Source organism: Micromonospora sp. DT4 (genome assembly GCF_049841675.1).
Taxonomy (GTDB): Bacteria; Actinomycetota; Actinomycetes; order Mycobacteriales; family Micromonosporaceae; genus Micromonospora.
Genome location: NZ_JBNCKT010000004.1, coordinates 71,582 through 90,835 on the forward strand (window position 1 = coordinate 71,582; position 19,254 = coordinate 90,835).

General features: G+C 72.0%; 19 protein-coding genes. 10 read left to right on the forward strand and 9 right to left on the reverse strand.

Features of this window, described 5'->3' with window-relative positions; genetic code table 11:
• Window positions 1–105: 105 nt before the first annotated feature.
• Together ACLQ24_RS02930 and ACLQ24_RS02935 are read right to left on the reverse strand one after the other, a co-directional pair.
• Window positions 106–519, reverse strand: a complete 414-nt coding sequence (locus ACLQ24_RS02930; protein ID WP_425888846.1) for a hypothetical protein — start codon at window positions 517–519, stop codon at window positions 106–108.
• A gap of 124 nt (window positions 520–643) precedes the next feature.
• Window positions 644–2,062: an NYN domain-containing protein gene (locus ACLQ24_RS02935; RefSeq protein WP_425888847.1), complete on the reverse strand. Its 1,419-nt coding sequence runs from the start codon at window positions 2,060–2,062 to the stop codon at window positions 644–646.
• A 127-nt stretch (window positions 2,063–2,189) separates the two neighbouring features.
• Here ACLQ24_RS02935 and ACLQ24_RS02940 point away from each other — a divergent pair, with 127 nt between their 5' ends.
• The 5 genes from ACLQ24_RS02940 to ACLQ24_RS02960 all read left to right on the forward strand — a co-directional run bounded on the left by ACLQ24_RS02940 (window position 2,190) and on the right by ACLQ24_RS02960 (window position 7,991).
• Window positions 2,190–3,944 (forward strand): DEDD exonuclease domain-containing protein, encoded by a 1,755-nt coding sequence (locus ACLQ24_RS02940; protein WP_425888848.1) that lies wholly within the window; start codon window positions 2,190–2,192, stop codon window positions 3,942–3,944.
• Between the two features lie 128 nt (window positions 3,945–4,072).
• Window positions 4,073–5,866, forward strand: coding sequence for a RelA/SpoT family protein (locus ACLQ24_RS02945; protein WP_425888894.1), 1,794 nt, complete (start codon window positions 4,073–4,075; stop codon window positions 5,864–5,866).
• Between the two features lie 54 nt (window positions 5,867–5,920).
• Window positions 5,921–6,463 (forward strand): NUDIX hydrolase, encoded by a 543-nt coding sequence (locus ACLQ24_RS02950; RefSeq protein ID WP_425888849.1) that lies wholly within the window; start codon window positions 5,921–5,923, stop codon window positions 6,461–6,463.
• Window positions 6,460–7,326: a sugar phosphate nucleotidyltransferase gene (locus ACLQ24_RS02955; protein WP_425888850.1), complete on the forward strand. Its 867-nt coding sequence runs from the start codon at window positions 6,460–6,462 to the stop codon at window positions 7,324–7,326. The genes ACLQ24_RS02950 and ACLQ24_RS02955 overlap by 4 nt, the downstream gene beginning before the upstream one ends.
• A gap of 377 nt (window positions 7,327–7,703) precedes the next feature.
• Window positions 7,704–7,991, forward strand: a complete 288-nt coding sequence (locus tag ACLQ24_RS02960; protein WP_355236440.1) for an Lrp/AsnC family transcriptional regulator — start codon at window positions 7,704–7,706, stop codon at window positions 7,989–7,991.
• 87 nt (window positions 7,992–8,078) lie between these two features.
• Here the strand turns inward: ACLQ24_RS02960 and ACLQ24_RS02965 are convergent, their stop codons facing one another.
• The 5 genes from ACLQ24_RS02965 to ACLQ24_RS02985 form a co-directional block, all read right to left on the reverse strand.
• A complete protein-coding gene (locus ACLQ24_RS02965) occupies window positions 8,079–8,759 on the reverse strand; it encodes a DUF4142 domain-containing protein (RefSeq protein WP_425888851.1) in 681 nt (226 codons plus the stop codon).
• 195 nt (window positions 8,760–8,954) lie between these two features.
• Window positions 8,955–10,586 carry a cytochrome b N-terminal domain-containing protein gene (locus ACLQ24_RS02970; protein WP_425888852.1) on the reverse strand — a complete coding sequence of 544 codons (1,632 nt, stop codon included), beginning with the start codon at window positions 10,584–10,586 and terminating at the stop codon, window positions 8,955–8,957.
• On the reverse strand, window positions 10,583–11,677 hold the full coding sequence (locus ACLQ24_RS02975) for a ubiquinol-cytochrome c reductase iron-sulfur subunit (protein ID WP_425888853.1): 1,095 nt from the start codon (window positions 11,675–11,677) through the stop codon (window positions 10,583–10,585). The genes ACLQ24_RS02970 and ACLQ24_RS02975 overlap by 4 nt, the downstream gene beginning before the upstream one ends.
• Window positions 11,678–11,741: 64 nt before the next feature.
• Window positions 11,742–12,581: a cytochrome c gene (locus tag ACLQ24_RS02980; protein ID WP_425888854.1), complete on the reverse strand. Its 840-nt coding sequence runs from the start codon at window positions 12,579–12,581 to the stop codon at window positions 11,742–11,744.
• A gap of 72 nt (window positions 12,582–12,653) precedes the next feature.
• Window positions 12,654–13,253: a cytochrome c oxidase subunit 3 gene (locus tag ACLQ24_RS02985; RefSeq protein ID WP_425888855.1), complete on the reverse strand. Its 600-nt coding sequence runs from the start codon at window positions 13,251–13,253 to the stop codon at window positions 12,654–12,656.
• Between the two features lie 108 nt (window positions 13,254–13,361).
• Here ACLQ24_RS02985 and ACLQ24_RS02990 point away from each other — a divergent pair, with 108 nt between their 5' ends.
• The 3 genes from ACLQ24_RS02990 to trpD all read left to right on the forward strand — a co-directional run bounded on the left by ACLQ24_RS02990 (window position 13,362) and on the right by trpD (window position 16,029).
• Window positions 13,362–14,351 (forward strand): cytochrome c oxidase assembly protein, encoded by a 990-nt coding sequence (locus ACLQ24_RS02990; RefSeq protein WP_425888856.1) that lies wholly within the window; start codon window positions 13,362–13,364, stop codon window positions 14,349–14,351.
• A gap of 109 nt (window positions 14,352–14,460) precedes the next feature.
• The gene (locus ACLQ24_RS02995; RefSeq protein WP_355236420.1) at window positions 14,461–14,856 is read left to right on the forward strand and encodes a hypothetical protein; all 396 of its coding nucleotides are present in this window, start codon (window positions 14,461–14,463) and stop codon (window positions 14,854–14,856) included.
• A gap of 90 nt (window positions 14,857–14,946) precedes the next feature.
• Entirely contained in the window at window positions 14,947–16,029 is a 1,083-nt protein-coding gene (gene trpD / locus ACLQ24_RS03000) for an anthranilate phosphoribosyltransferase (protein ID WP_425888857.1), read from the forward strand.
• Window positions 16,030–16,231: 202 nt separating this feature from the next.
• On the opposite strand, the gene ACLQ24_RS03005 is transcribed toward trpD, so the two are convergent.
• Both ACLQ24_RS03005 and coxB read right to left on the reverse strand, forming a co-directional pair.
• Window positions 16,232–16,657, reverse strand: a complete 426-nt coding sequence (locus ACLQ24_RS03005) for a cytochrome c oxidase subunit 4 (RefSeq protein WP_425888858.1) — start codon at window positions 16,655–16,657, stop codon at window positions 16,232–16,234.
• A gap of 9 nt (window positions 16,658–16,666) precedes the next feature.
• On the reverse strand, window positions 16,667–17,638 hold the full coding sequence (gene coxB / locus ACLQ24_RS03010; protein WP_425888859.1) for a cytochrome c oxidase subunit II: 972 nt from the start codon (window positions 17,636–17,638) through the stop codon (window positions 16,667–16,669).
• Between coxB and ACLQ24_RS03015 the strand changes: the two genes are divergently transcribed.
• Entirely contained in the window at window positions 17,629–19,020 is a 1,392-nt protein-coding gene (locus tag ACLQ24_RS03015) for a cysteine desulfurase family protein (RefSeq protein ID WP_425888860.1), read from the forward strand. The two genes, coxB and ACLQ24_RS03015, sit on opposite strands and share 10 nt — an antisense overlap.
• Entirely contained in the window at window positions 19,017–19,250 is a 234-nt protein-coding gene (locus ACLQ24_RS03020; protein ID WP_425888861.1) for a sulfurtransferase TusA family protein, read from the forward strand. Before ACLQ24_RS03015 ends, ACLQ24_RS03020 begins: the two co-directional genes overlap by 4 nt.
• Window positions 19,251–19,254 lie beyond the last annotated feature (4 nt).

Genomic DNA, 19,254 nt, shown 5'->3' on the forward strand with positions numbered 1-19,254 from the left:
TTGTCTAACACCGCCCCCCCCCCCCCCCCCCCCCGGCCGGCCCCCGGGGGCTGTCCCGCGCTCTCGGGCGGGGGCCGCTCCCGCGCCCGCGCCCGGATCAGGACGTCACGGGTAGTACACCCGAGGGCTGGTGAAGATGCCGTGCAACGTTCCGCTGCACGTGTAGACCTCGACCACCGCGACGGCGGAGCCCTTGAAGTTGTTCATCACGTTGACGTTGCGGCTGATCGGTCCGAACCGGCCGGTCCGGCTGAGGTCGTAGTAAATCCAGGAGGTGTTGCCGTTGTTCGTGGTCCGCAGCTGAAGGTACGCCGTGCACCGGGACTGGTCCGGTGTGGCGTTCATGTAGAAGTCACCCACCACGGTCTGGTTGGAGCCCTGGTACGAGATGCACGAGCTGATCGGGTAGGCGCCGGTGCAGCCGCCGCCCGAGGCCGCCTGGGCCGGTGCCGGGGCGACGAGGAGCGCCGCCAGTGTGACAACCGTGCCGAGGATGGTGCCCAGCAGTCTTTTTCTCATGTCGTTCGCCTGTCTTCGTCCGGTGCCCGACGGTGCCGGGCGGATGCGGACAACGTCGCCGACCGGACCTGCAAGAACCTCGCCGGATTCTTGCCCGCCCCGACGGCTCGGCCCGGATGCGCGGTCAGGAGCGGGCGAGGCGGCGCAGCAGCGAGTCGGCCCCCAGCGGGTACGCCCCGTGCCGGCGTACGCCGTCGGCGACCTCGCGGTCGGACGAGACCACGACGACCGGGCGGCCGGCCGGCTCGGCGCGGACCAGGCGTCGGATCAGCTCGTCGGCGGTCTCGCCCTTGCGGGAGAAGAGCACCCGTACGCCGCGCGGGGCGGGGGGCAGCCCGTGCATCCGCTCGGCCCCGTCGAACACCACGGTGATCTCGTCGCCGGTCTGCGCGGCGATCCCGCCCAGCCCGGTGATGAGGCGCTTGCGCTGCTGCTCCAGCGACATCTCGCCGAAGCCGCGCTTGGTGACGTTGTAGCCGTCCACCACGAGGTGCGCCCGGGGCAGGGCGAGTAGCTGGTCGAGCCGGGCCGGGTCGTCGGTGTCCCGGGCACGGGCGGCCGGGCCGGCCGGAGCGCTGCCCGGCTGCTCGGCGAACGCGTCCGCGACGAAGTCGGCGGGGAGCTTGTCGACCGGGTCGAGCGCCAGTTCCCGGCGCAGCCCGACGGCGGCCTGGCCGATGGTCTCCAGCAGCAGCCAGAGGCGGGCGTCGTCGACCGAACGGGCCTCCTTGGCGCTGGCGCGGGCCACCCCGGCCGCCGCCTCGGCCTCGGCGAGCCGAGCGCGGGCGCGGCGCAGCTCGGCGTCCACCTCGGCGCTGGCCCGGGCCGCGCGACCCCGCTCGGTGGCGAGAAGTTCGGTGGCCTTGCGCTCGCGGGTCTGCGTCTCGCGCAGGGTACGGGCCAACTGACGGGACTCCTCGCGAAGCTGACCCAGCTCCTCCCGGACCCGTGCCAGCTCGTCGCGGAGCTTGTCGGCCTCGACCCGGGCCACCGCGCGATCGTGTTCGGCGCGGGTGGCCCGCTGCTCGGCCTCGCGGACCAGTTCGGCGACGACGGCGCTGTCCACCTCGGCGCGCACCGCGGCGCCGCTGGCGTCGATCAGCTCCCGCCAGCCGCGCGGTCGGGCCAGATACGCCAGCGCGGCCACCTCGACCGGGTCGGCGGCGGCCGGCGCGGTGCCCTCGACCACGGCCGCGCCGAGGTCACCGGCGTCGGTCAGCACCCGGGCGGTGACCCGCTGCCGGAACAGCGGGTCACCGGTGAGCTGGGCGGCGATGGCCGGAGCGCCGAGGCGGGCCCGGCGGTTGGGGGCGAACTTGGCCACCCGCCGCAGCGGCACCGGTACCTCGTCGGCGGGGAGGGTGGGCAGCACAGCGGCGGTCAGCGCCACGATCCGCTGGCGGACCGGCTCGGGCAGTGTCGGCTCCGGCTCGATCGCCGATTCGACGGGATTGCCGCCGGTGTCCGGATCGCCCACGGCACCGTCGCGCGCGACCGGACCCTCCTGCGGGAGGTGGTCGTCGTGCGGCTCGGTGAGGGGCATGTGGCAAGTCTCCCACCGCTGGCGGGCCCACTGCCCGGTGAGTGAGCCGATCTCTCATCCTAGCCCCATGGTGACTGCTGGGACGGCTGTGACGGGAGTGTCGGACCGGGGCGCTAGCGTGCCGCCGATGGCACAGGCGGAGTACGTCCAGGAGTCACTGGCCGGTCTCGACCCGGCGGTGGGCGGGGTGGACCGGGCCCTGCCGCTGTACGCGACGACCTTCGTGGTGGTCGACCTGGAGACCACCGGCGGCGCGCCGGACGGCGGCGGCATCACCGAGATCGGCGCGGTCAAGGTGCGCGGCGGCGAGGAGCTGGGAGTGCTGGCCACCCTGGTCAACCCGGGGCAGCCGATCCCGCCGTTCATCACCGTGCTGACCGGGATCACCCAGGCCATGCTGCTGCCGGCCCCGCCGATCGAGCAGGTGCTGCCCAGCTTCCTGGAGTTCATCGCCGACGCGGTGCTGGTGGCCCACAACGCCCCGTACGACGTGGGCTTCCTCAAGGCCGCCTGCGCCAAGCACGGGTACCGCTGGCCCAACCCCCGCGTGCTGGACACGGCGGCGCTGGCCCGGCGGGTGCTGACCCGCGACGAGGTGCCCAACCGAAAGCTGGGCACCCTGGCGGCGTACTTCCGGACCACCACCCAGCCCTCCCACCGCGCGCTGGACGACGCGAGGGCCACCGTCGACGTGCTGCACGGCCTGATCGGCCGTCTCGGCGGGCACCGCGTCGACACCGTCGGCGACGCCATCGAGTTCGCCCGCGCGGTCACCCCGACGCAGCGCCGCAAGCGGCACCTGGCCGAGGGGTTGCCCAAGGTCCCGGGTGTCTACATCTTCCGGGCCGCGGACGGCCGGCCGCTCTACGTCGGCACCTCGGGAGACATCGCCACCCGGGTGCGCAGCTACTTCACGGCCGGCGAGAAGCGCGCCCGGATCTCCGAGATGCTGGCCGCGGCCGAGCGCGTGGAGGCCGTGGAGTGCGCGCACTCGTTGGAGGCGGAGGTCCGTGAGCTGCGGTTGATCGCCGCGCACGCGCCGCCGTACAACAGGCGGTCGAAATACCCGGAGCGGATGGTCTGGCTCAAGCTGACCGACGGGCCGTACCCCCGGTTGTCGATCGTGCGTGACATCTCCCCCGCGGACACCGCCTACCTCGGGCCGTTCACCTCCCGGCGGGCCGCGGAGCTGGCCGCCGCCGGCTTCCACGACGCCGTCCCACTGCGCCAGTGCACGCACCGGCTCTCGCTGCGCACCGTCACGCCGGCCTGCGCGCTGGCCGAGCTGGGTCGCTGCCCGGCGCCCTGCGAGCACAGGATCACCCCCGAGGAGTACGACGACGCAGCGGTCGGGCCGTTCCGCACCGCCACCACCAGCGACCCGCAGCCGGTGGTGGACGCGCTGCTGGCCCGGATCGACGTGCTCGCGGCCGACCAGCGCTACGAGGAGGCCGCCGTGGTGCGATCCCGGCTGGCCGCGGTGCTGCGCGCCACCGTGCGGATGCAGCGGCTGGCGGCGCTGACCGGGATCGTCGAGTTGGCGGCGGCCCGACCGGCCGCCCGCGGCGGCTGGGAGCTGGCCCTGATCCGGCACGGACGGCTGGCCGGGGCGGGCGTGTCCCCGCCGGGCGTCCACCCGCGACCCACGCTGAACACCATCCGCGCCACGGCCGAGACAGTGTCGGGCGGGCACGGGCCGGTGCCGTCGGCCACCGCCGAGGAGTCCGAGCGGATCCTGTCCTGGTTGGAGCGGCCGGAGACCCGGCTGGTCGAGATATCGTCCGGTTGGTCCTCACCGGCGGGCGGCGCGGGCCGCTTCGGTGACCTGCTGGCGAAGGCCGAGAGCGGGGCGTCGCACCAACTCTCGACCGAACGCTCATGACCAACTGACCGATCGGACTACGTCGACTCGCTTAGGCTGTTAGAGAAGTGCAGTCCTGCCCGTTTCGTGGGCCTGCTCCCGATCGCCCGGTCCGGCGGTCGCGGAGCCGGGGTGAGGAGGTGTCCCTCGTGGACGTCGACGCCGGACACGGCGCCGCCCTGGGGGGCGCCCTGCCAACCCGGTCGGGTGAGCTGCCCCTCACCCGCCGACTGCGGTCGTTGCTCACCTGGCCGACCAACGACTCCGACCCGGTCACCCACCTGGTCCGCACCCACCGGGGCATCCACGCCGGCACCGATCCGGCAGTGCTGCGACGGGCGTACACGATCGCGGAGAACATGCACCGCGGGCAGTTCCGCAAGAGCGGCGAGCCGTACATCACCCATCCGCTCGCGGTGGCGCAGATCTGCGCCGAGCTGGGCATGGACACCACCACGCTGGTCGCGGCGCTGCTGCACGACACCGTCGAGGACACCCGCTACACGCTCCAGGCGCTGTCGGAGGACTTCGGCCACGAGGTGGCCCACCTGGTCGACGGGGTGACCAAGTTCGACAAGGCGTTCTACGGCAAGGCCGCCGAGGCGGAGACGATCCGCAAGATGATCGTCGCGGCCGCCAAGGACGTCCGGGTGCTAATCATCAAGCTGGCCGACCGGCTGCACAACATGCGTACCCTCGGTGTGCGCTCGGCGGCGTCCCGCGAACGGATCGCCCGCAAGACGCAGGAGGTCCTGGTCCCCCTCTGCGACCGGTTGGGCATCCAGACCCTCAAACGTGAGCTGGACGACGTGGTGCTGCTGCACCTGGAGCCCGACGAGCACGCCCGGCTGGCCCGACACGTGCATGACCGGCCGGGCTGGGACGCGTACCTCGACGCGGTGGTCAGCCGCGCCCGGGTGGCGCTCAAGCGCAGCCGGGTCGACGCCGAGGTCAGCCCCCGACCCCGGCACCTCTACTCGATCTGGAAAGACACCATCGCCGGCGGCCACACCGCGCCGTACGACCTGCCCCGCATCTCGGTGGTGGTCGACGGCCCGGCCACCGACTGTTACGCGGCGCTGGGCGCGATCCACGGCACCTGGCGGCCGGTCGCGGGCCGTTTCAAGGACTTCATCGCCTCGCCGAAGAACAACCTCTACCGCTCGCTGCACACGAGCGTCTGCGGCCCGCGGGACCGCACGGTGGAGGTGCTGATCCGCACCGGGGAGATGCACCGCTCGGCCGAGTACGGCATCGCCGCCGACTTCCGCTTCCCCCGCCCGGGCGGCGGCAGCGCGGCGGCCCGGGCCGAGCAGTTGGACTGGCTGCGTCGAGTGCTCGACTGGGAGCCGGAGGCTGCCGACCCGGCACAGTTCTACGAGTCGCTGCGCTGCGACCTCGCCGAGGGCCAGATCCAGGTCTTCGCCGACGGTCGTCAGGTGGTGCTGCCGGCCGGCGCCACACCCGTCGACCTGGCGTACGAGCTGGGCAGTCACCGGGGCGACCACTGCCTCGCCGCCCGCATCAACGGCCGGCTCGCTCCGCTGAGCTCGGAGCTGGACGAGGGCGACGTGGTGGAGATCTTCACCGAGAACGACGCCGACAACGGCTTCGAGGCCGCCGCCGCGCCGCGCGGCCCGCGCAAGGAGTGGCTGGATTTCGTCAAGTCGCCGCACGCGCAGATGCAGATCAACAGGTGGTTCGCCGAACACACCGAGCCGGGCATCACGATCAGCGACAAGGTCCGCCTCGGTCGGGCCACCATCGGTCTCGCCCTGCGTCAACACAACCGTGGTCTCGCCAGCGACCTGCCCCTGCTGCGGCTCTCCGAAGAGTTGGGCTATCCCGACCTGGAGACCCTGCTCGTCGCGGTCTTCGACCGGGTGATCGAACCGGACGCCGTGGTACGCCAGCTCATCGACCTCGTCGACCATCGACAGTGACCGGGCGGGCCCCAGCGCGTCTGAACGACATTCGTGACCACTAACCTGGGGGTCATGATCCCCCGTTCCCGCGCCACCGGTCGGGCTCTCTTCTACCAGGCCTTCTACCGGCTGCCGTTGCCGGTGCGCCGTCGCCTGGTCCGGCTCGCCGTACCGAAGTACATCGTCGGCGCGGTCACCCTGGTCCGCGACGCCGAGGCGACGGGTGCGGGTCGGCTGCTGATGCTGCGCCAGCCCCCCGGCAAGGGCTGGTCGCTCCCCGCCGGTCTGCTCAACCGGGGTGAGCCGCCGGTCGTGGGCGCGGCTCGCGAACTGTTCGAGGAGTCCGGCGTCCGGCTGCCGCCGTCCCGGCTGCGCCCGGCCGTGCCGAACGCGATCGTGCACGCCAAGGGCTGGGTGGACATGGTCTTCGAGACGGAGGTTCCGGCGTCCAGCACCGAACTGGTGGTAGACGGCGGGGAGGTCTTCGAGGCCGCCTGGCATCCGCTGGACGACCTGCCCAAGCTGACCTGGCCGACGGCGCGGCTGCTCGCCTACTACGACATCGGGCCGCTGGCCGGGCAGTTCCCGCCGCCGGTGCCCGACACCGCGCCATGACCAGGGCGGGCTGGCCGGAGGACGTCTGCGCGGTCGTACTCGCCGCCGGCGAGGGCACCCGGCTGCGCCCGCTCACCGAACGGGTGCCCAAGGCGCTGTGCCCGGTCGGCAACGTGCCCCTGCTGGACCGGGCGCTGAGCCGGCTGGCCGGTCTCGGCCTGACCGGTCCCGCACGGGTCGCGGTGAACGCCTGCTACCTCGCCGACCAGGTGGTCGCACACGTCGGCGACCGCGCCCACCTGTCGGTGGAGCCCGGCGACCCGCTCGGCACGGCCGGCGGCGTGGCCAACCTGCGGGACTGGATCGACGGCCGGCCGGTCCTGGTCGGCAACGCCGACGCGTACCTGGCCGATCCGGTCACCGCGCCGGGCCCCGACGTGGCCGCGCTGCTGGACGGCTGGGACCGGGACTCCGTACGCCTGCTCGGGCAGCCCGCCGCCGACCCGGGCGCGCCGGGCACCTTCGCCGGGCACTGCTTCGCCGGTTTCTCGCTGCTGCCGTGGCGACTCGTACGCGACCTACCGGTGGTCTTCTCCGACCTGGTACGCGCGGTGTGGCGCCCGGCGGAGGCGGCCGGGACGCTCGACGTGGTGCCGTACGCGGGGACCTTCTACGACACCGGCACCCCCGCCGACTACCTGGCGGCCAACCTGCACGCGGCGGCCGGCGGTGTCCTGGTCGACGAGTCCGCCACGGTGACCGGGAGCTGTGTCGAGTCGGTCGTCGGCGCGGATGCCCGGGTGGGCGGCGACGTGCGGCGCAGCGTGATCTGGCCGGGCGCGACCGTACGGGACGGCGAGCGTCTGCGGGACGCGATCCGCTTCGGCGACGACGGTACGGTGCACGCCACCGCCCACGACTGATCCCGCGCGCCCGCGCCGCCGGGCCGGCCGTTCGCGCGCCCCCGGTTCGAAAGCCCCGCGGGTCGGCCACCCGCCACGCCACCGACCCCGCAAGTCGGCGGACCGGTCGGGTTGGCGGGGCCGGCGGGGTCGGCGGGTTAGCGGGTCGGCGGGTTAGCGGGTTAGCGGGGTCGGCGGGTCGGCGGGTCGGCGGGTCGGCGGGTCGGCGGGTCGGCGGGTCGGCGGGCCGAGGCGACGACTGATGGCGACAGCGCCGGGCATCCGACACCGAGCAACGGCGACGGGCACGGGAGGACGGGTGCCGGGTACACCCGTCCTGGAGTCCCGCCCGGAGCATCTAGCATGGGCAGCGACGCCGACGAACGGAGAAATGCCCCGTGATCACCGCGATCGTGCTGATCGACTGTGCCACCGACGCGATCCCCGAGGTGGCGGAGGCCCTGGCCAACGTCGCCGGTGTCAGCGAGGTCTACTCGGTGGCCGGGCACGTCGACCTCATCGCCATCGTCCGGGTCCGCGAGTTCGACCAGATCGCACAGGTCATCGCGGGCAGCATCTCCAAGGTGCCGGGTGTCCTGAACACGGAGTCGCACATCGCGTTCCGGGCGTACTCGAAGCTCGACCTTGAGGAGACGTTCGCGATCGGCCTCGCGGACGCCGACTGACCCGCGGGCCGCGCTCGCGCCCGACGCGGGACGCGCCGCGGCCGGTCCACCCGTGCGGAGTGGACCGGCCGTCGCGCTACCGCGAGGTCAGCTCTCGCTGGGAGCGGGCCGCTCGGTGGTGCCGAGGCCCGGTTCCGGCGACTCGGTGATGCCACCACTCGGAGCCGGCGACTCGGTGGTCCCACCCGGAGCCGGCGACGAGGTGCCCGGGCTGGGCGTGCCGCTGGCGCTGGTCTGCGGGACCGGGATGCCCAACTGGTTGGCGAGCTGGACCAGCTCGTCGTAGTGCGCCTGCAACGTCGGCAGGGCGGTCTGGGCCAACTGGACCACCGTCTGCTCGGAGCCCTGCGAGATCTCCGTCTGGGTGGCCTGGATGGCCTGGACGTGACCGGCCAGCTCACTGGTCACCCAGAGCCGGTCGAACTCCGTGCCGCTGGCGTTGTTCAGCTTGTCGATGACCGCCTGCTGATCGGCCGTCGGCTCGTTCGGCAGTTCGACGTTGAGCTGCGACGCGGTCTGCTGCACCGTCTGGTCCAGCTGGGTGTGGTCGGTCTTGAACATCGCGCCCAGGTCCTTCACCCTCTGGTTCTGGCCCTTCTGCTGAGCCAGCTCACCGGCGGTGATCTCGAAAAGGTTGACCTGGTGCACCGCCTGCAGATACTGGGTGTCCTGCGTCGACGGCTGTGCCGCTGCCTGGGCGGCCGCTGCCGGTGCGAGGCCGACCAGCACCAGCGCGGCCAACAGGCCGAGGCGTTTGAGACCCAACATGCTTCCCCCCCTTGAGACGTTGGATCGCACGGATACCCGGCTCACGGGGGTTATTCCTGCGATCGCCCGGCGCGCGGGGTCGACCGGTCCCGCCGTGCCCGTCCGACTTCTCCTCGGATGGGTGGCGGGACACCGACAACGACGTGACGCCCGCCGGAAGTCCGGCGGGCGTCACGTGACGGTGCTGTCGGGAGGTCAGTGGCGGCTCTCGCCGCTGCCGATCTCCGCGCGGTCGGGCCGGGGCTCGACCGGCGGGTGACCCGGCGAGACCGGCGCCTCCACCGGCTTCTCGATCGGGTAGAAGAAGCCCCGGACCGCCGGGCCGAGCGCCCCGAGCCGGTTCATCTTCTTCGGCACCACCCAGCCGACGTAGTCCAGCTCGCCGTGGCCGTCCGCGTGCCCGTTCGCCGCGCTGAGCGGCTGGTGGACCTCGACGAACCGGCCGTCCGGCAGACGCCGGATGATGCCGGTCTCCACGCCGTGCGCGAGCACCTCCCGGTCGTGCTGCTGCAGACCCAGGCAGAGCCGGTAGGTGACGTAGTACGCCAGCGGCGGGACCACGAGCAGGCCGATCCGGCCCGCCCAGGTCATGGCGTTCAGGCTGATCTGGAACTTGTCGGCGATCACGTCGTTGGCGCCCGAGAGCGTCAGCACGATGTAGAAGGCGACGGCCATGGCACCCACGGCCGTACGGGCCGGAACGTCCCGGGGCCGCTGGAGCAGGTTGTGGCTCTTGCGGTCCTTGAGGTGCCGGGCCTCCAGGAACGGGTACATCGTCGACAGGCCGACCAGGATGCCGGGCAGTACGACGGTCGGCCAGAACAGCGGCGGGATGACGTACCCGTCGCCGATCGGGATGTTGAGCTGCCACGCCGGCATGAGTCGGGTCGAGCCGTCGAGGAACATGACGTACCAGTCGGGCTGGCTGGCGGCCGAGACCACCCACGCCTCGTACGGGCCGAACAGCCAGATCGGGTTGATCTGGAACAGACCGCCCAGCAGCGCGATCACGCCGAAGACGACCATGAAGAAGCCGCCCTGCTTGAGCGCGTAGCGCGGGAACATCCGCTCGCCGACCACGTTGTTGTTGGTCCGGCCGGGGCCGGGCCACTGGGTGTGCTTCTGCTTGAAGACCAGACCGAGGTGGGCGCTGATCAGCGCGAGCAGCAGGCCCGGGATCAGCAGGACGTGGGCGATGAAGAACCGGCTGATGATGATCGTGCCGGGGAACTCCCCGCCGAAGATCGACGACGTCAGCCAGGAGCCCACCACCGGGATGGACAGCATGATCGCGGAGGCGATCCGCAGACCGGTGCCGGACAGGCCGTCGTCCGGCAGCGAGTAGCCGGTGAAGCCGGCCAGGAAGCCGACCCAGAACAGCAGCGAGCCGATGATCCAGTTGGTCTCACGCGGCTTGCGGAAGGCGCCGGTGAAGAACACCCGCAGCATGTGCACGACGATCGCGGCCATGAACAGCAGCGCCGCCCAGTGGTGCATCTGCCGCATCACCAGGCCACCACGGACGTCGAACGACAGGTCCAGGCTGGAGGCGTACGCGGCGGACATCGGCGTGCCCTGCAACGGCGCGTAGCTGCCGTCGTAGACCACCTCGGTCATCGCCGGCTCGTAGAAGAAGGTGAGGAACACACCGGTCAACAGCAGAACGATGAACGAGAACAGCGCGATCTCGCCCAGCAGGAACGACCAGTGGTCCGGGAAGACCTTGTTCAGCAGCTTGCGCAGCGGCGTGGCCACCGCGAAGCGGTCGTCCACCCCCGCCGCGGCCTTGCCCGGCGTGGCTGCCAGGTCAAACTTTCGACGCTTCACGGCCGCTCCCAGAAGTCAGGCCCGACGGTCTCGGTGTAGTCGGACTTCGCCACGAAGAAGCCCTCGGAGTCCACCTCGATGGGCAGCTGTGGCAGCCGCCGGCTGGCGGGGCCGAAGACGGGCCGGGCGTTGTCGGTGATCAGGAACTGGGACTGGTGGCACGGGCAGAGCAGCCGGTTGGTCTGCTGCTCGAAGAGGCTGGCGGGGCAGCCGGCGTGCGTGCAGATCTTGGAGAACGCCGCGTAGTTGCCCCACATGAAGTCGCCGTGGCCGACGTCGGGACGGGAGTTGGCCTCGCGGGACTTCTGGGCGTCCGAATCGCGCAGGTGGATCAGCAGCGTCGGCGAGTCGGCGTGCCGGTTGCTCACGCCGTGCTCGATGCCCGGGAAGACCGTCAGCTGGCCACCCGCGCTGATGTCCGCCGGGCGAACCGGACGGCCGTCCTCGCGGACCAGGCGGATCTTCTGCCCACCCTCGGCCGGGGCGAACCCGGTGGTGAACATCTGGTTGTTCTTGTGCGGCTGGGAGATCAGCCCGCCGACCAGCGGCGCCGCCGCGACCGCGGCGACCGGCGCGAGACCGGCCAGCAGCGAGATGCCGAGCAGCGGACGACGCTTCACACCCAGCTCGTCGGCCACGTAGAGCAGGGTCTGGCCGGTGATGGTACGGCCCTCGGAATCAACCTGACCCTCGTGCCGGTCCTGGATCGAGACCTCCTTGGGCAGCAACTTCTTGCCCCAGGTCAGGATGCCGAAGCCGACGGCGAGCAGGGCCACGCCGAGGGTGGCGCCCAGCAGCGGCGTGTAGAACTTGTCGCCGCCGCGGCCCGGCGCGTACTGCCACGGCCACCAGATGTAGATGGCCAGGAAGGCGGTCGCCGCCAGGCCGGTGATCAGGAAGAATCCGGCCACCACGCGGGTCAGCCGACGCTCCGCCTTGGTGCCCGGCAGCACCTGCGGCTCGTAGTGGACGATCTCGATGTCGTCCCGACGCGCGCCCTCGCGGACGATGTCGAACCGGCTCAGCCGGGGGTCGTTCACGTCGAGCGGCTCCTGGCCCTGGGGGGCCTGGTGCTCGGTGTGCGTGCTCATGCCGTCACCTCGCTACGGGTGGCGCCGAGCGGCACCACGGCACTGAAACTGACGATCCGCTCGGTCACGACTTACCCGCAATCCACAGGCTAGCGAAGACGAGCGCCACGATGCCAACCAGGAAGATCGCCAGGCCCTCGGTGGACGGCCCGTACCGGCCGAGGTTGAACCCGCCCGGATCCTGGTCGGTCTTCAGCGTCTCCTGGATGTAGGCGATGATGTCCGCCTTCTGCTCCGGCGTGATCTGGTTGTCGCCGAACACCGGCATGTTCTGCGGGCCGCTCAGCATCGCCGCGTAGATCTGCCGGTCGGTCGCCGGGTGCAGGCTCGGGGCGAACTTGCCCGAGGAGAGCGCACCGCCGCCACCGCCGAAGGCGTGGCACTGCGAGCAGTTGATCCGGAACAGCTCGCCGCCAGCCGCGACGTTGCCGTTCTCGTGCAGGTCGTCTTCGGTGCCCGGCACGACCGGACCGCCGCCGAGCTCCTGGACGTACTGGGCGAGCTGACGGACCTGCTCGTCGGTGAAGACCGGGGGCTTACGGTGCGCCTGGGCCTCCTGGCGGGCCAGCGGCATACGGCCCGAGCTGACCTGGAACTCGACCGAGGCCGCGCCGACGCCGATCAGGCTCGGCCCGCGACCCTCGACGCCCTGGGCGTTGCGTCCGTGGCAGGTCACACAGCTCACGTCGAACAGCGCCTTGCCCTCGGCTGCGGCGCCGGTGAGCGGCGGATTGTCCTGCGCCTGCGCACCGGGGGCGAAGACGGTGTAGGCGCCGCCGGCGAGCATCAGCGCCGCGATCAGCCGGACCGCGGCGCCCAGCCGGCGGCGGCCCCTGCTGCGCGCGGCGGGCCGCCCGCGCAACCGCGCGAGCAGGCCGCGTCGGCGGTCGTTGTCAGAAGTCATGAGCTGTGTCCTTAACCGGTTGGACCTTGTCTCAGGGGACGGAGCAGCGGCGCGGTTCGTGACGCGCCAAGATCACTGAAGCCAGTAGATCATGGCGTACAGGCCGATCCACACGACGTCGACGAAGTGCCAGTAGTACGACACGACGATCGCCGAGGTCGCCTGCGCCGGCGTGAACCGGCCCATGGTCGTGCGGACCATGAAGATGATGAAGGCGATGAGACCGCCGGTCACGTGCAGGCCGTGGAAGCCGGTCGTCAGGTAGAACATCGAGCCGTAGCCGTCGGCGTTGATCTTGATGCCGTCCTCCACCAGGTGGCGGTACTCGTTCACCTGGCCGAGCACGAAGATCAGGCCCATCACGAAGGTGACGGTGAACCAGCGACGCAGCGCGTGCACGTCACCCTTCTCCGCCGCGAAGACGCCGAGCTGGCAGGTCACCGAGGACAGCACCAGGATCACCGTGAAGGTGGTCGCGTACGGGATGTTCAGCGACTCGGTGTGCTTCTCCCACTGCTCCGGCGCAGCCGCGCGGATCGAGAAGTACATCGCGAAGAGCGCCGCGAAGAACATGAGTTCGCTGGAGAGCCACACGATCGTCCCCACGCTGACCATGTTGGGTCGCGTCAGAGAGTGGATCCGGCTCTTGTCAATGGCTGGGGCCGCAGTCACGCCGTCATTATTGCCCCTGACCGGGGCCGGCGATCAGCGGGGTGGCAAACCTGCGCCTTCCGTGGGCCGAGCGTCAGGGCCCGGTTCGCCTGGCCTAGCCTGAAAAGCGTGCTGCACGTCGATCCCATCCTCGCCGCCACCTCGGCCGTCCCGGCCGAGGTGCTCGCGGCCACTCCGGCGGGCCCGTCGGCGCTGGCCGCCGGGGCAGAGGCGACCCCACCACCGTTCACCATCGGTGCGGTGCTGACCGAGACCCGGCTGGACAGCTGGCTGGCCCTCGGCCTGGTGCTCGCCGCCGGCCTCTACCTCTACGGCGTGTACCGGCTGCGCATCCGCGGCGACCGCTGGCCGGTCGCCCGTACCGTCTTCTTCCTCGGGCCCGGCCTCGGCGGCATCGCGCTGGTCACGGTCAGCGGGCTGCACGCCTACGACACCGCGCTGCTGTCGGTGCACATGGTCCAGCACATGGTGCTCTCCATGGTGTCGCCGATCTTCCTGGCGCTGGGCGCGCCGATGACGCTGGCCCTGCGGACCCTGCCGGTCGGACCGCGCAAGCGGCTCCTGGCGATCGTGCACAGCCGCGTCGCCCGGGTCTACAGCTTCCCGCTGGTGGCGTTCGCCATCTTCGTCGTCAACCCGTTCGCGCTGTACTTCAGTGACCTGTACCGCTTCACCCTGGAACACGCCTGGGCGCACGAGCTGGTGCACGCGCACTTCATCCTGACCGGCTGCGTGTTCTTCTGGCCGCTGCTCGGCCTCGATCCGCTGCCCGGCCGCTGGCCGTACCCGGCGCGGGCGCTGCTGATGCTGCTCTCCGTGCCGTTCCACACCGTGCTCGGTCTCACCATCATGCAGAGCACCACGCTCTTGGGCGGCGACTGGTACCCGTCGCTCAACCTGAGCTGGGCCGACCCCAAGGCCGACCAGGTGGTCGCCGGCGGCATCCTCTGGGCTGGCGGTGAGTTCGTCAGCGTGACCATGCTCGCGGTGCTGGTCGTGCAGTGGGTCAAGCAGTCCGAGCGGGAGGCCCGCCGCGTCGACCGCGAGCTGGACCGCCAGGAGGCCCGCGACCGCGCCGCCGACGCCGCGACGGCCTGAGCTGCGCAGACGGTACGTCGGACGCGCGGAGAGCGGGCGGCGTGTCAGGTACGTCACGTCGGCCGGTACGATCGGCGGGCAGCTACGAGGTTGGAAGCGGAGTGTCGGCATGAGTGAGCGTCTGTGCACCGTCCTGCTCTACAGCGACGACCCGCAGGTCCGTGACCGGATGCGGCTCGCCGTGGGCACCCGACCCGCCCCCGGGCTGCAGATCGAGTTCGTCGACGCGTCGACCTACGCCGAGACCATCCGGCTCGTCGACGACTACGAGATCGACCTGCTGCTGCTCGACGGCGAGGCGAGCCCCGGCGGCGGCATCGGCATCGCCCGGCAGATCAAGGACGACCGGGACGACGCGCCCCCCACCTGCCTCGTGATCGCCCGCGCCGCAGACCGATGGCTCGCCGCGTACGCCGAGGTCGACGCGACGCTGGTGCACCCGCTCGACCCGGTGACCACCGGCAGCACGGTGGCCGAGCTGCTGCGGACGCACGCACCCGCCTGACGTCCCAGCGCCAATCGGCACCGACACGGCGCCGGCCGAGCCTGCGCCCGTTCCAGCCCACCCGCACTTCGTACGCTCGGGAGGCCCGCCATGGGCGATCGGACCTGGCCGCACCTGCTCAACTCGCTGCTGCGCGGCGAGGAGCTGTCCACCGGCGACACCGCCTGGGCCATGGGCGAGATCATGGCCGGTTCGGCGACCGCCGCGCAGGTGGCGGGCTTCGCGGTGGCGCTCCGGGCCAAGGGTGAGACCTCGGCCGAGCTGGCCGGCCTGGTGGAGACGATGTTGAGCCGGGCCGTCCCGGTCGACCTCCCCGACGAGCTGCGCTCCACCGCGCTGGACGTCGTGGGCACCGGCGGTGACCTCGCCCAGACGGTCAACATCTCCACCATGGCCGCGCTGGTCGTCGCGGGCGCGGGCGTACGGGTGGTCAAGCACGGCAACCGGGCCGCGTCCTCCTCCTGCGGCACCGCCGACCTGCTGGAGTTCCTCGGCGTCCCGCTCGACCTCGACCCCGATGCCATCGTGCGCTGCGTCACCGAGGCCGGCATCGGTTTCTGCTTCGCCGCCCGGTTCCACCCGGGGATGCGGCACACCGGGCCGGTCCGCCGGGAGCTGGGCGTACCCACCGTGTTCAACTTCCTCGGCCCGCTGACCAACCCGGCCCGTCCCCGCGCCGGCGCGGTCGGCTGCTTCGACGCGCGCATGGCACCGGTGATGGCCGGTGTGTTCGCCGCCCGGGGCGACTCGGTGCTGGTGATGCGCGGCGAGGACGGGCTGGACGAGTTCACCACCGCCGCGCCGACCCGCGTCTGGGCGGCGCAGGGCGGCACCGTACGCGAGGCCGTGCTGGACGCGACCGACCTCGGCGTACCCCGGGCCACCCTCGGCGACCTGCGCGGCCATGACGCCGCGTACAACGCCGGCGTGGCCCGTCGGCTGCTGGCCGGCGAGACCGGCCCGGTGCGCGACGCGGTCCTGGTCAACGCGGCGGCGGCGCTCGCGACGCAGGGTCCGCTCGACGGCGACCTGACCGAGGCGCTGCGCGCCGGTCTGGACCGCGCCGCCGAGTCGATCGACTCGGGTGCGGCGGCGGGCGTGCTGGAGCGTTGGATCGAGACCGCCACCACCGCCGCCACCGCCACCACCGCCGAAGCCGCGACCACCGTCTGATCCGCGTCGGTGACGGCGGTTGTCCCCCGCCGGCCACTGGCTCGCGGCGACCTGCTCGGCCCGTCCCCCAGGATCGGACAGCACGGGCGGCATGCGTCCAACCAGGTCAGCGAGCCGCTCCCACGACGAAGGCCCGCTCCCCCGTTCGGGAGGCGGGCCTTCGTGGCGGTACGCGGTCGGTCGCCGCGGGCGACCGGGTCGATCAGTGCTCGGCGGTGCGCCGGGTGCCGGTGTAGTACTCGAAGAGCAGGCCGCAGGCGGCGAAGATGACCGCCACCAGGCCGAGGCCGATCAGCCAGAACTGCCAGAACACCAGGCCCAGCGCGGCGGTCGCGGCGGCCAGCGCCAGACCGAACGGCCAGTAGCTGCCCGGACTGAAGAAGCCGACCTCGCCGGCGCCATCGGAGATCTCGGCGTCGGCCCGGTCCTCGGGGCGCAGGTCGATACGGCGGGAGACGAACCAGAAGAAGCCGCCGCACATCGAGCAGAGCAGGAACGACAGCGCCAGGGCGACGGTGCCCACCCACTCGATGTTGCCGGACTCACCGTGCGTCCAGGCGCCGTAGAGGATGGTGGCGCCGAAGAGGAACCCGGCGATGATCAGGAAGATACGCCACTCGGTCTTCATGCGGCTGCCTCAGCTTCCCGTGCCGGCCGGAGCGTCGTCCGGGTTGAAGTTGCTCTGCGTCCGTCGGGTGTCGAACGGCTGGGTGGTCTGCGCGTACGGCTCCTCGCCGATCTGGGCCAGCGCCTCCTGGGTGGACTTGCCACCCTGCTTGGCCGCGAGGAACTGGTCGTACTTCTCCGGCGAGACGACCCGCAGCTCGAAGTTCATGAACGCGTGGTAGCTGCCGCACAGCTCGGCGCAGCGGCCGACGTACGCGCCCTCGGCGTCCAGGCTGGAAACCTCGAAGACGTTGCGGATCTTGCCGGGCATGACGTCCCGCTTGAACAGCAGCTCCGGCACCCAGAAGGAGTGGATGACGTCGCGGCTGGTCTCCTCGAACCGGATGGACCGGTTGGTCGGCAGCACGAGCACCGGGATGACCTCACTGGTGCCGAGCGTCGACGCGGTGGTGCGGGCCTGCGTGCCCTGACCGTCGCGGTAGTTGAACTGCCAGTTCCACTTGAACGCGACGACCTCGACCGTGACGTCCGGGTTCTTCGACAGCTTGTCGACGTCGGTCTGCACGATCGCCGTGTAGTAGAAGAGCACGGAGACGATCAGGATCGGCGCGATGGTGTAGAGGAACTCCATCGGCAGGTTGTAGCGGGTCTGCACCGGCAGCGCGTTGCCGCGCTTGCGGTAGCGCACGACACACCAGAAGATCAGGCCCCACACGAAGACGCCGACCGCGAGCGCGGCGACGCAGGAGGCGATCCACAGGTCGTACATCCGGTGCGACTCGGGGGTGATGCCGCCCTGCGGCCAGCCGAAGCCGTCGAACGTCTTGCCGACGTCACAGCCCGTGAGCAGAACCAGCAGAGCCACGCCCCCGAGACCGAGCCCGGCCAGCCGACCGGCACCACGTCCCCGGCGTCCACCGACCCGTGGGGCAGCACCGTGCCGTACGGCCGACGGCCGTACCTCCGAACTCCTTGCGACCACCTGGTCCTGCCTCCCTAGCGCGCCGCGGTGCGTCGTTCGTCAGCACCGGCGGCAAAGGCGTCACCGACGGTCGCAGATTACTCGACCATGACGGACTCAGCCGTGGTGGGGTCGCTGTCCGCCCCCATCGGGGGGATCCTGGGCATAACGCCGCGATAGCGTTAGGCCCCGTGAGCGCGAGGAGTGAGCCGGGGTTGCGAGCCCCGCAGTCGCGAACAGAAGGTGCCACCGTGAGCGCCTCTTCGGTCTACCTGGACGCGGCGACCGCCGCGCCGCTGCATCCGGTCGCCCGGCAGGCGCTGCTGGCGGCGCTGGAGGACGGCTGGGCCGACCCGGGGAAGATCTACAGCCAGGCACGCCGCGCGCGGCAACTGCTCGACGCCGCCCGCGAGGCCGCCGCGCAGACGCTCGGCGTCCGCGCCGACGAGCTGTCCTTCACCCCCAGTGGTACGACCGCGGCCCACGGTGCGGTGCTCGGCGCGCTGGCGGGACGGCGTCGGGTCGGGGCGACGCTGGTGCACTCGGCGATCGAGCACTCCGCCGTCCTGCACGCCGCCGAGCGGCACGTGGCGGCCGGCGGCGCGGCCACCGCCGTGCGGGTCGACCGGTCGGGCCGGTTGGATCTGACCGCCTGGTCGGACGCCGTCCGGGCTCCCGGGGTCGCGCTGGCGGCGTTGATCAGCGCCAGCCACGAGGTGGGCACCGTGCAGCCGGTCGCCGAGGCGGCGGCCCTCTGCGCTGACGTCGGGGTGCCGCTGTACGTGGACGCGGCGCAGTCGGTCGGGCGGGTGCCCCTGCCGGCCGGCTGGTCGGTGCTCAGCGCCAGTGCCCACAAGTGGGGCGGGCCACCCGGGGTGGGGCTGCTGGCGGTGCGCAAGGGCACCCGCTGGGAGTCGCCGTGGCCGGCCGACGAGCGGGAGGGTGGACGTACCCCCGGGGTGGTGAACCTCCCCGCGGTGGTGGCGGCGGCGGCGAGCCTGCGCGCGGCGGCGGCCGACGCGGCGGCCGAGCAGGCCCGGCTGTCCCCGCTGGTGGACCGGATCCGGGCGCGGGTGACGGCCGAGGTGCCCGACGTGGAGGTGGTCGGCGACCCGGTGCTGCGCCTGCCGCACCTGGTGACGTTCTCCTGCCTGTACGTCGACGGCGAGACGCTGCTGCACGCGCTGGACCGGCGGGGTTTCGCGGTGTCGTCCGGTTCGTCCTGTACGTCGTCCACGCTGCGGCCGTCGCACGTGTTGGAGGCGATGGGGGTGCTCTCGCACGGCAACGTCCGGGTCAGCCTGCACCGGGACACGACCGAGGAGGACGTCGAGCGGTTCCTCGCCGAGCTGCCCGGGATCGTCGCCGAACTGCGGGCCGACGCCGGGGTGGTCGGGCTGTGACGATGCCGGACGAGGTGATCGACTGCCGGGGCCAGCGCTGCCCACTGCCGGTGATCGCGGCGGCCCGGCGAATGCCGCAGGTGCCGGTCGGCACGGTGGTCCGGGTGCTGGCCGACGACCCGGCGGCGGCGGTCGACCTCCCGGCGTGGTGCCGAATGCGCGGCCAGGAGTACCTGGGGTCGGTGGCGGGCCCGGAAGGCCCCGCCTACGATCTCCGCCGCACCCACTGAGGAG

Excerpts from the sequence above, each read along its gene's own strand:
- ACLQ24_RS02995 (WP_355236420.1), top strand. The coding sequence starts at position 14,461 with ATGAGTGAGCGTCTGTGCACCGTCCTGCTCTACAGCGACGACCCGCAG.
- ACLQ24_RS03005 (WP_425888858.1), bottom strand. The coding sequence starts at position 16,657 with ATGAAGACCGAGTGGCGTATCTTCCTGATCATCGCCGGGTTCCTCTTC.
- ACLQ24_RS02980 (WP_425888854.1), bottom strand. The coding sequence starts at position 12,581 with ATGACTTCTGACAACGACCGCCGACGCGGCCTGCTCGCGCGGTTGCGC.
- ACLQ24_RS02965 (WP_425888851.1), bottom strand. The coding sequence starts at position 8,759 with ATGTTGGGTCTCAAACGCCTCGGCCTGTTGGCCGCGCTGGTGCTGGTC.
- ACLQ24_RS02935 (WP_425888847.1), bottom strand. The coding sequence starts at position 2,062 with ATGCCCCTCACCGAGCCGCACGACGACCACCTCCCGCAGGAGGGTCCG.
- trpD (WP_425888857.1), top strand. The coding sequence starts at position 14,947 with ATGGGCGATCGGACCTGGCCGCACCTGCTCAACTCGCTGCTGCGCGGC.
- ACLQ24_RS02955 (WP_425888850.1), top strand. The coding sequence starts at position 6,460 with ATGACCAGGGCGGGCTGGCCGGAGGACGTCTGCGCGGTCGTACTCGCC.
- ACLQ24_RS02975 (WP_425888853.1), bottom strand. The coding sequence starts at position 11,677 with ATGAGCACGCACACCGAGCACCAGGCCCCCCAGGGCCAGGAGCCGCTC.
- ACLQ24_RS02950 (WP_425888849.1), top strand. The coding sequence starts at position 5,921 with ATGATCCCCCGTTCCCGCGCCACCGGTCGGGCTCTCTTCTACCAGGCC.
- ACLQ24_RS02940 (WP_425888848.1), top strand. The coding sequence starts at position 2,190 with ATGGCACAGGCGGAGTACGTCCAGGAGTCACTGGCCGGTCTCGACCCG.
- ACLQ24_RS02930 (WP_425888846.1), bottom strand. The coding sequence starts at position 519 with ATGAGAAAAAGACTGCTGGGCACCATCCTCGGCACGGTTGTCACACTG.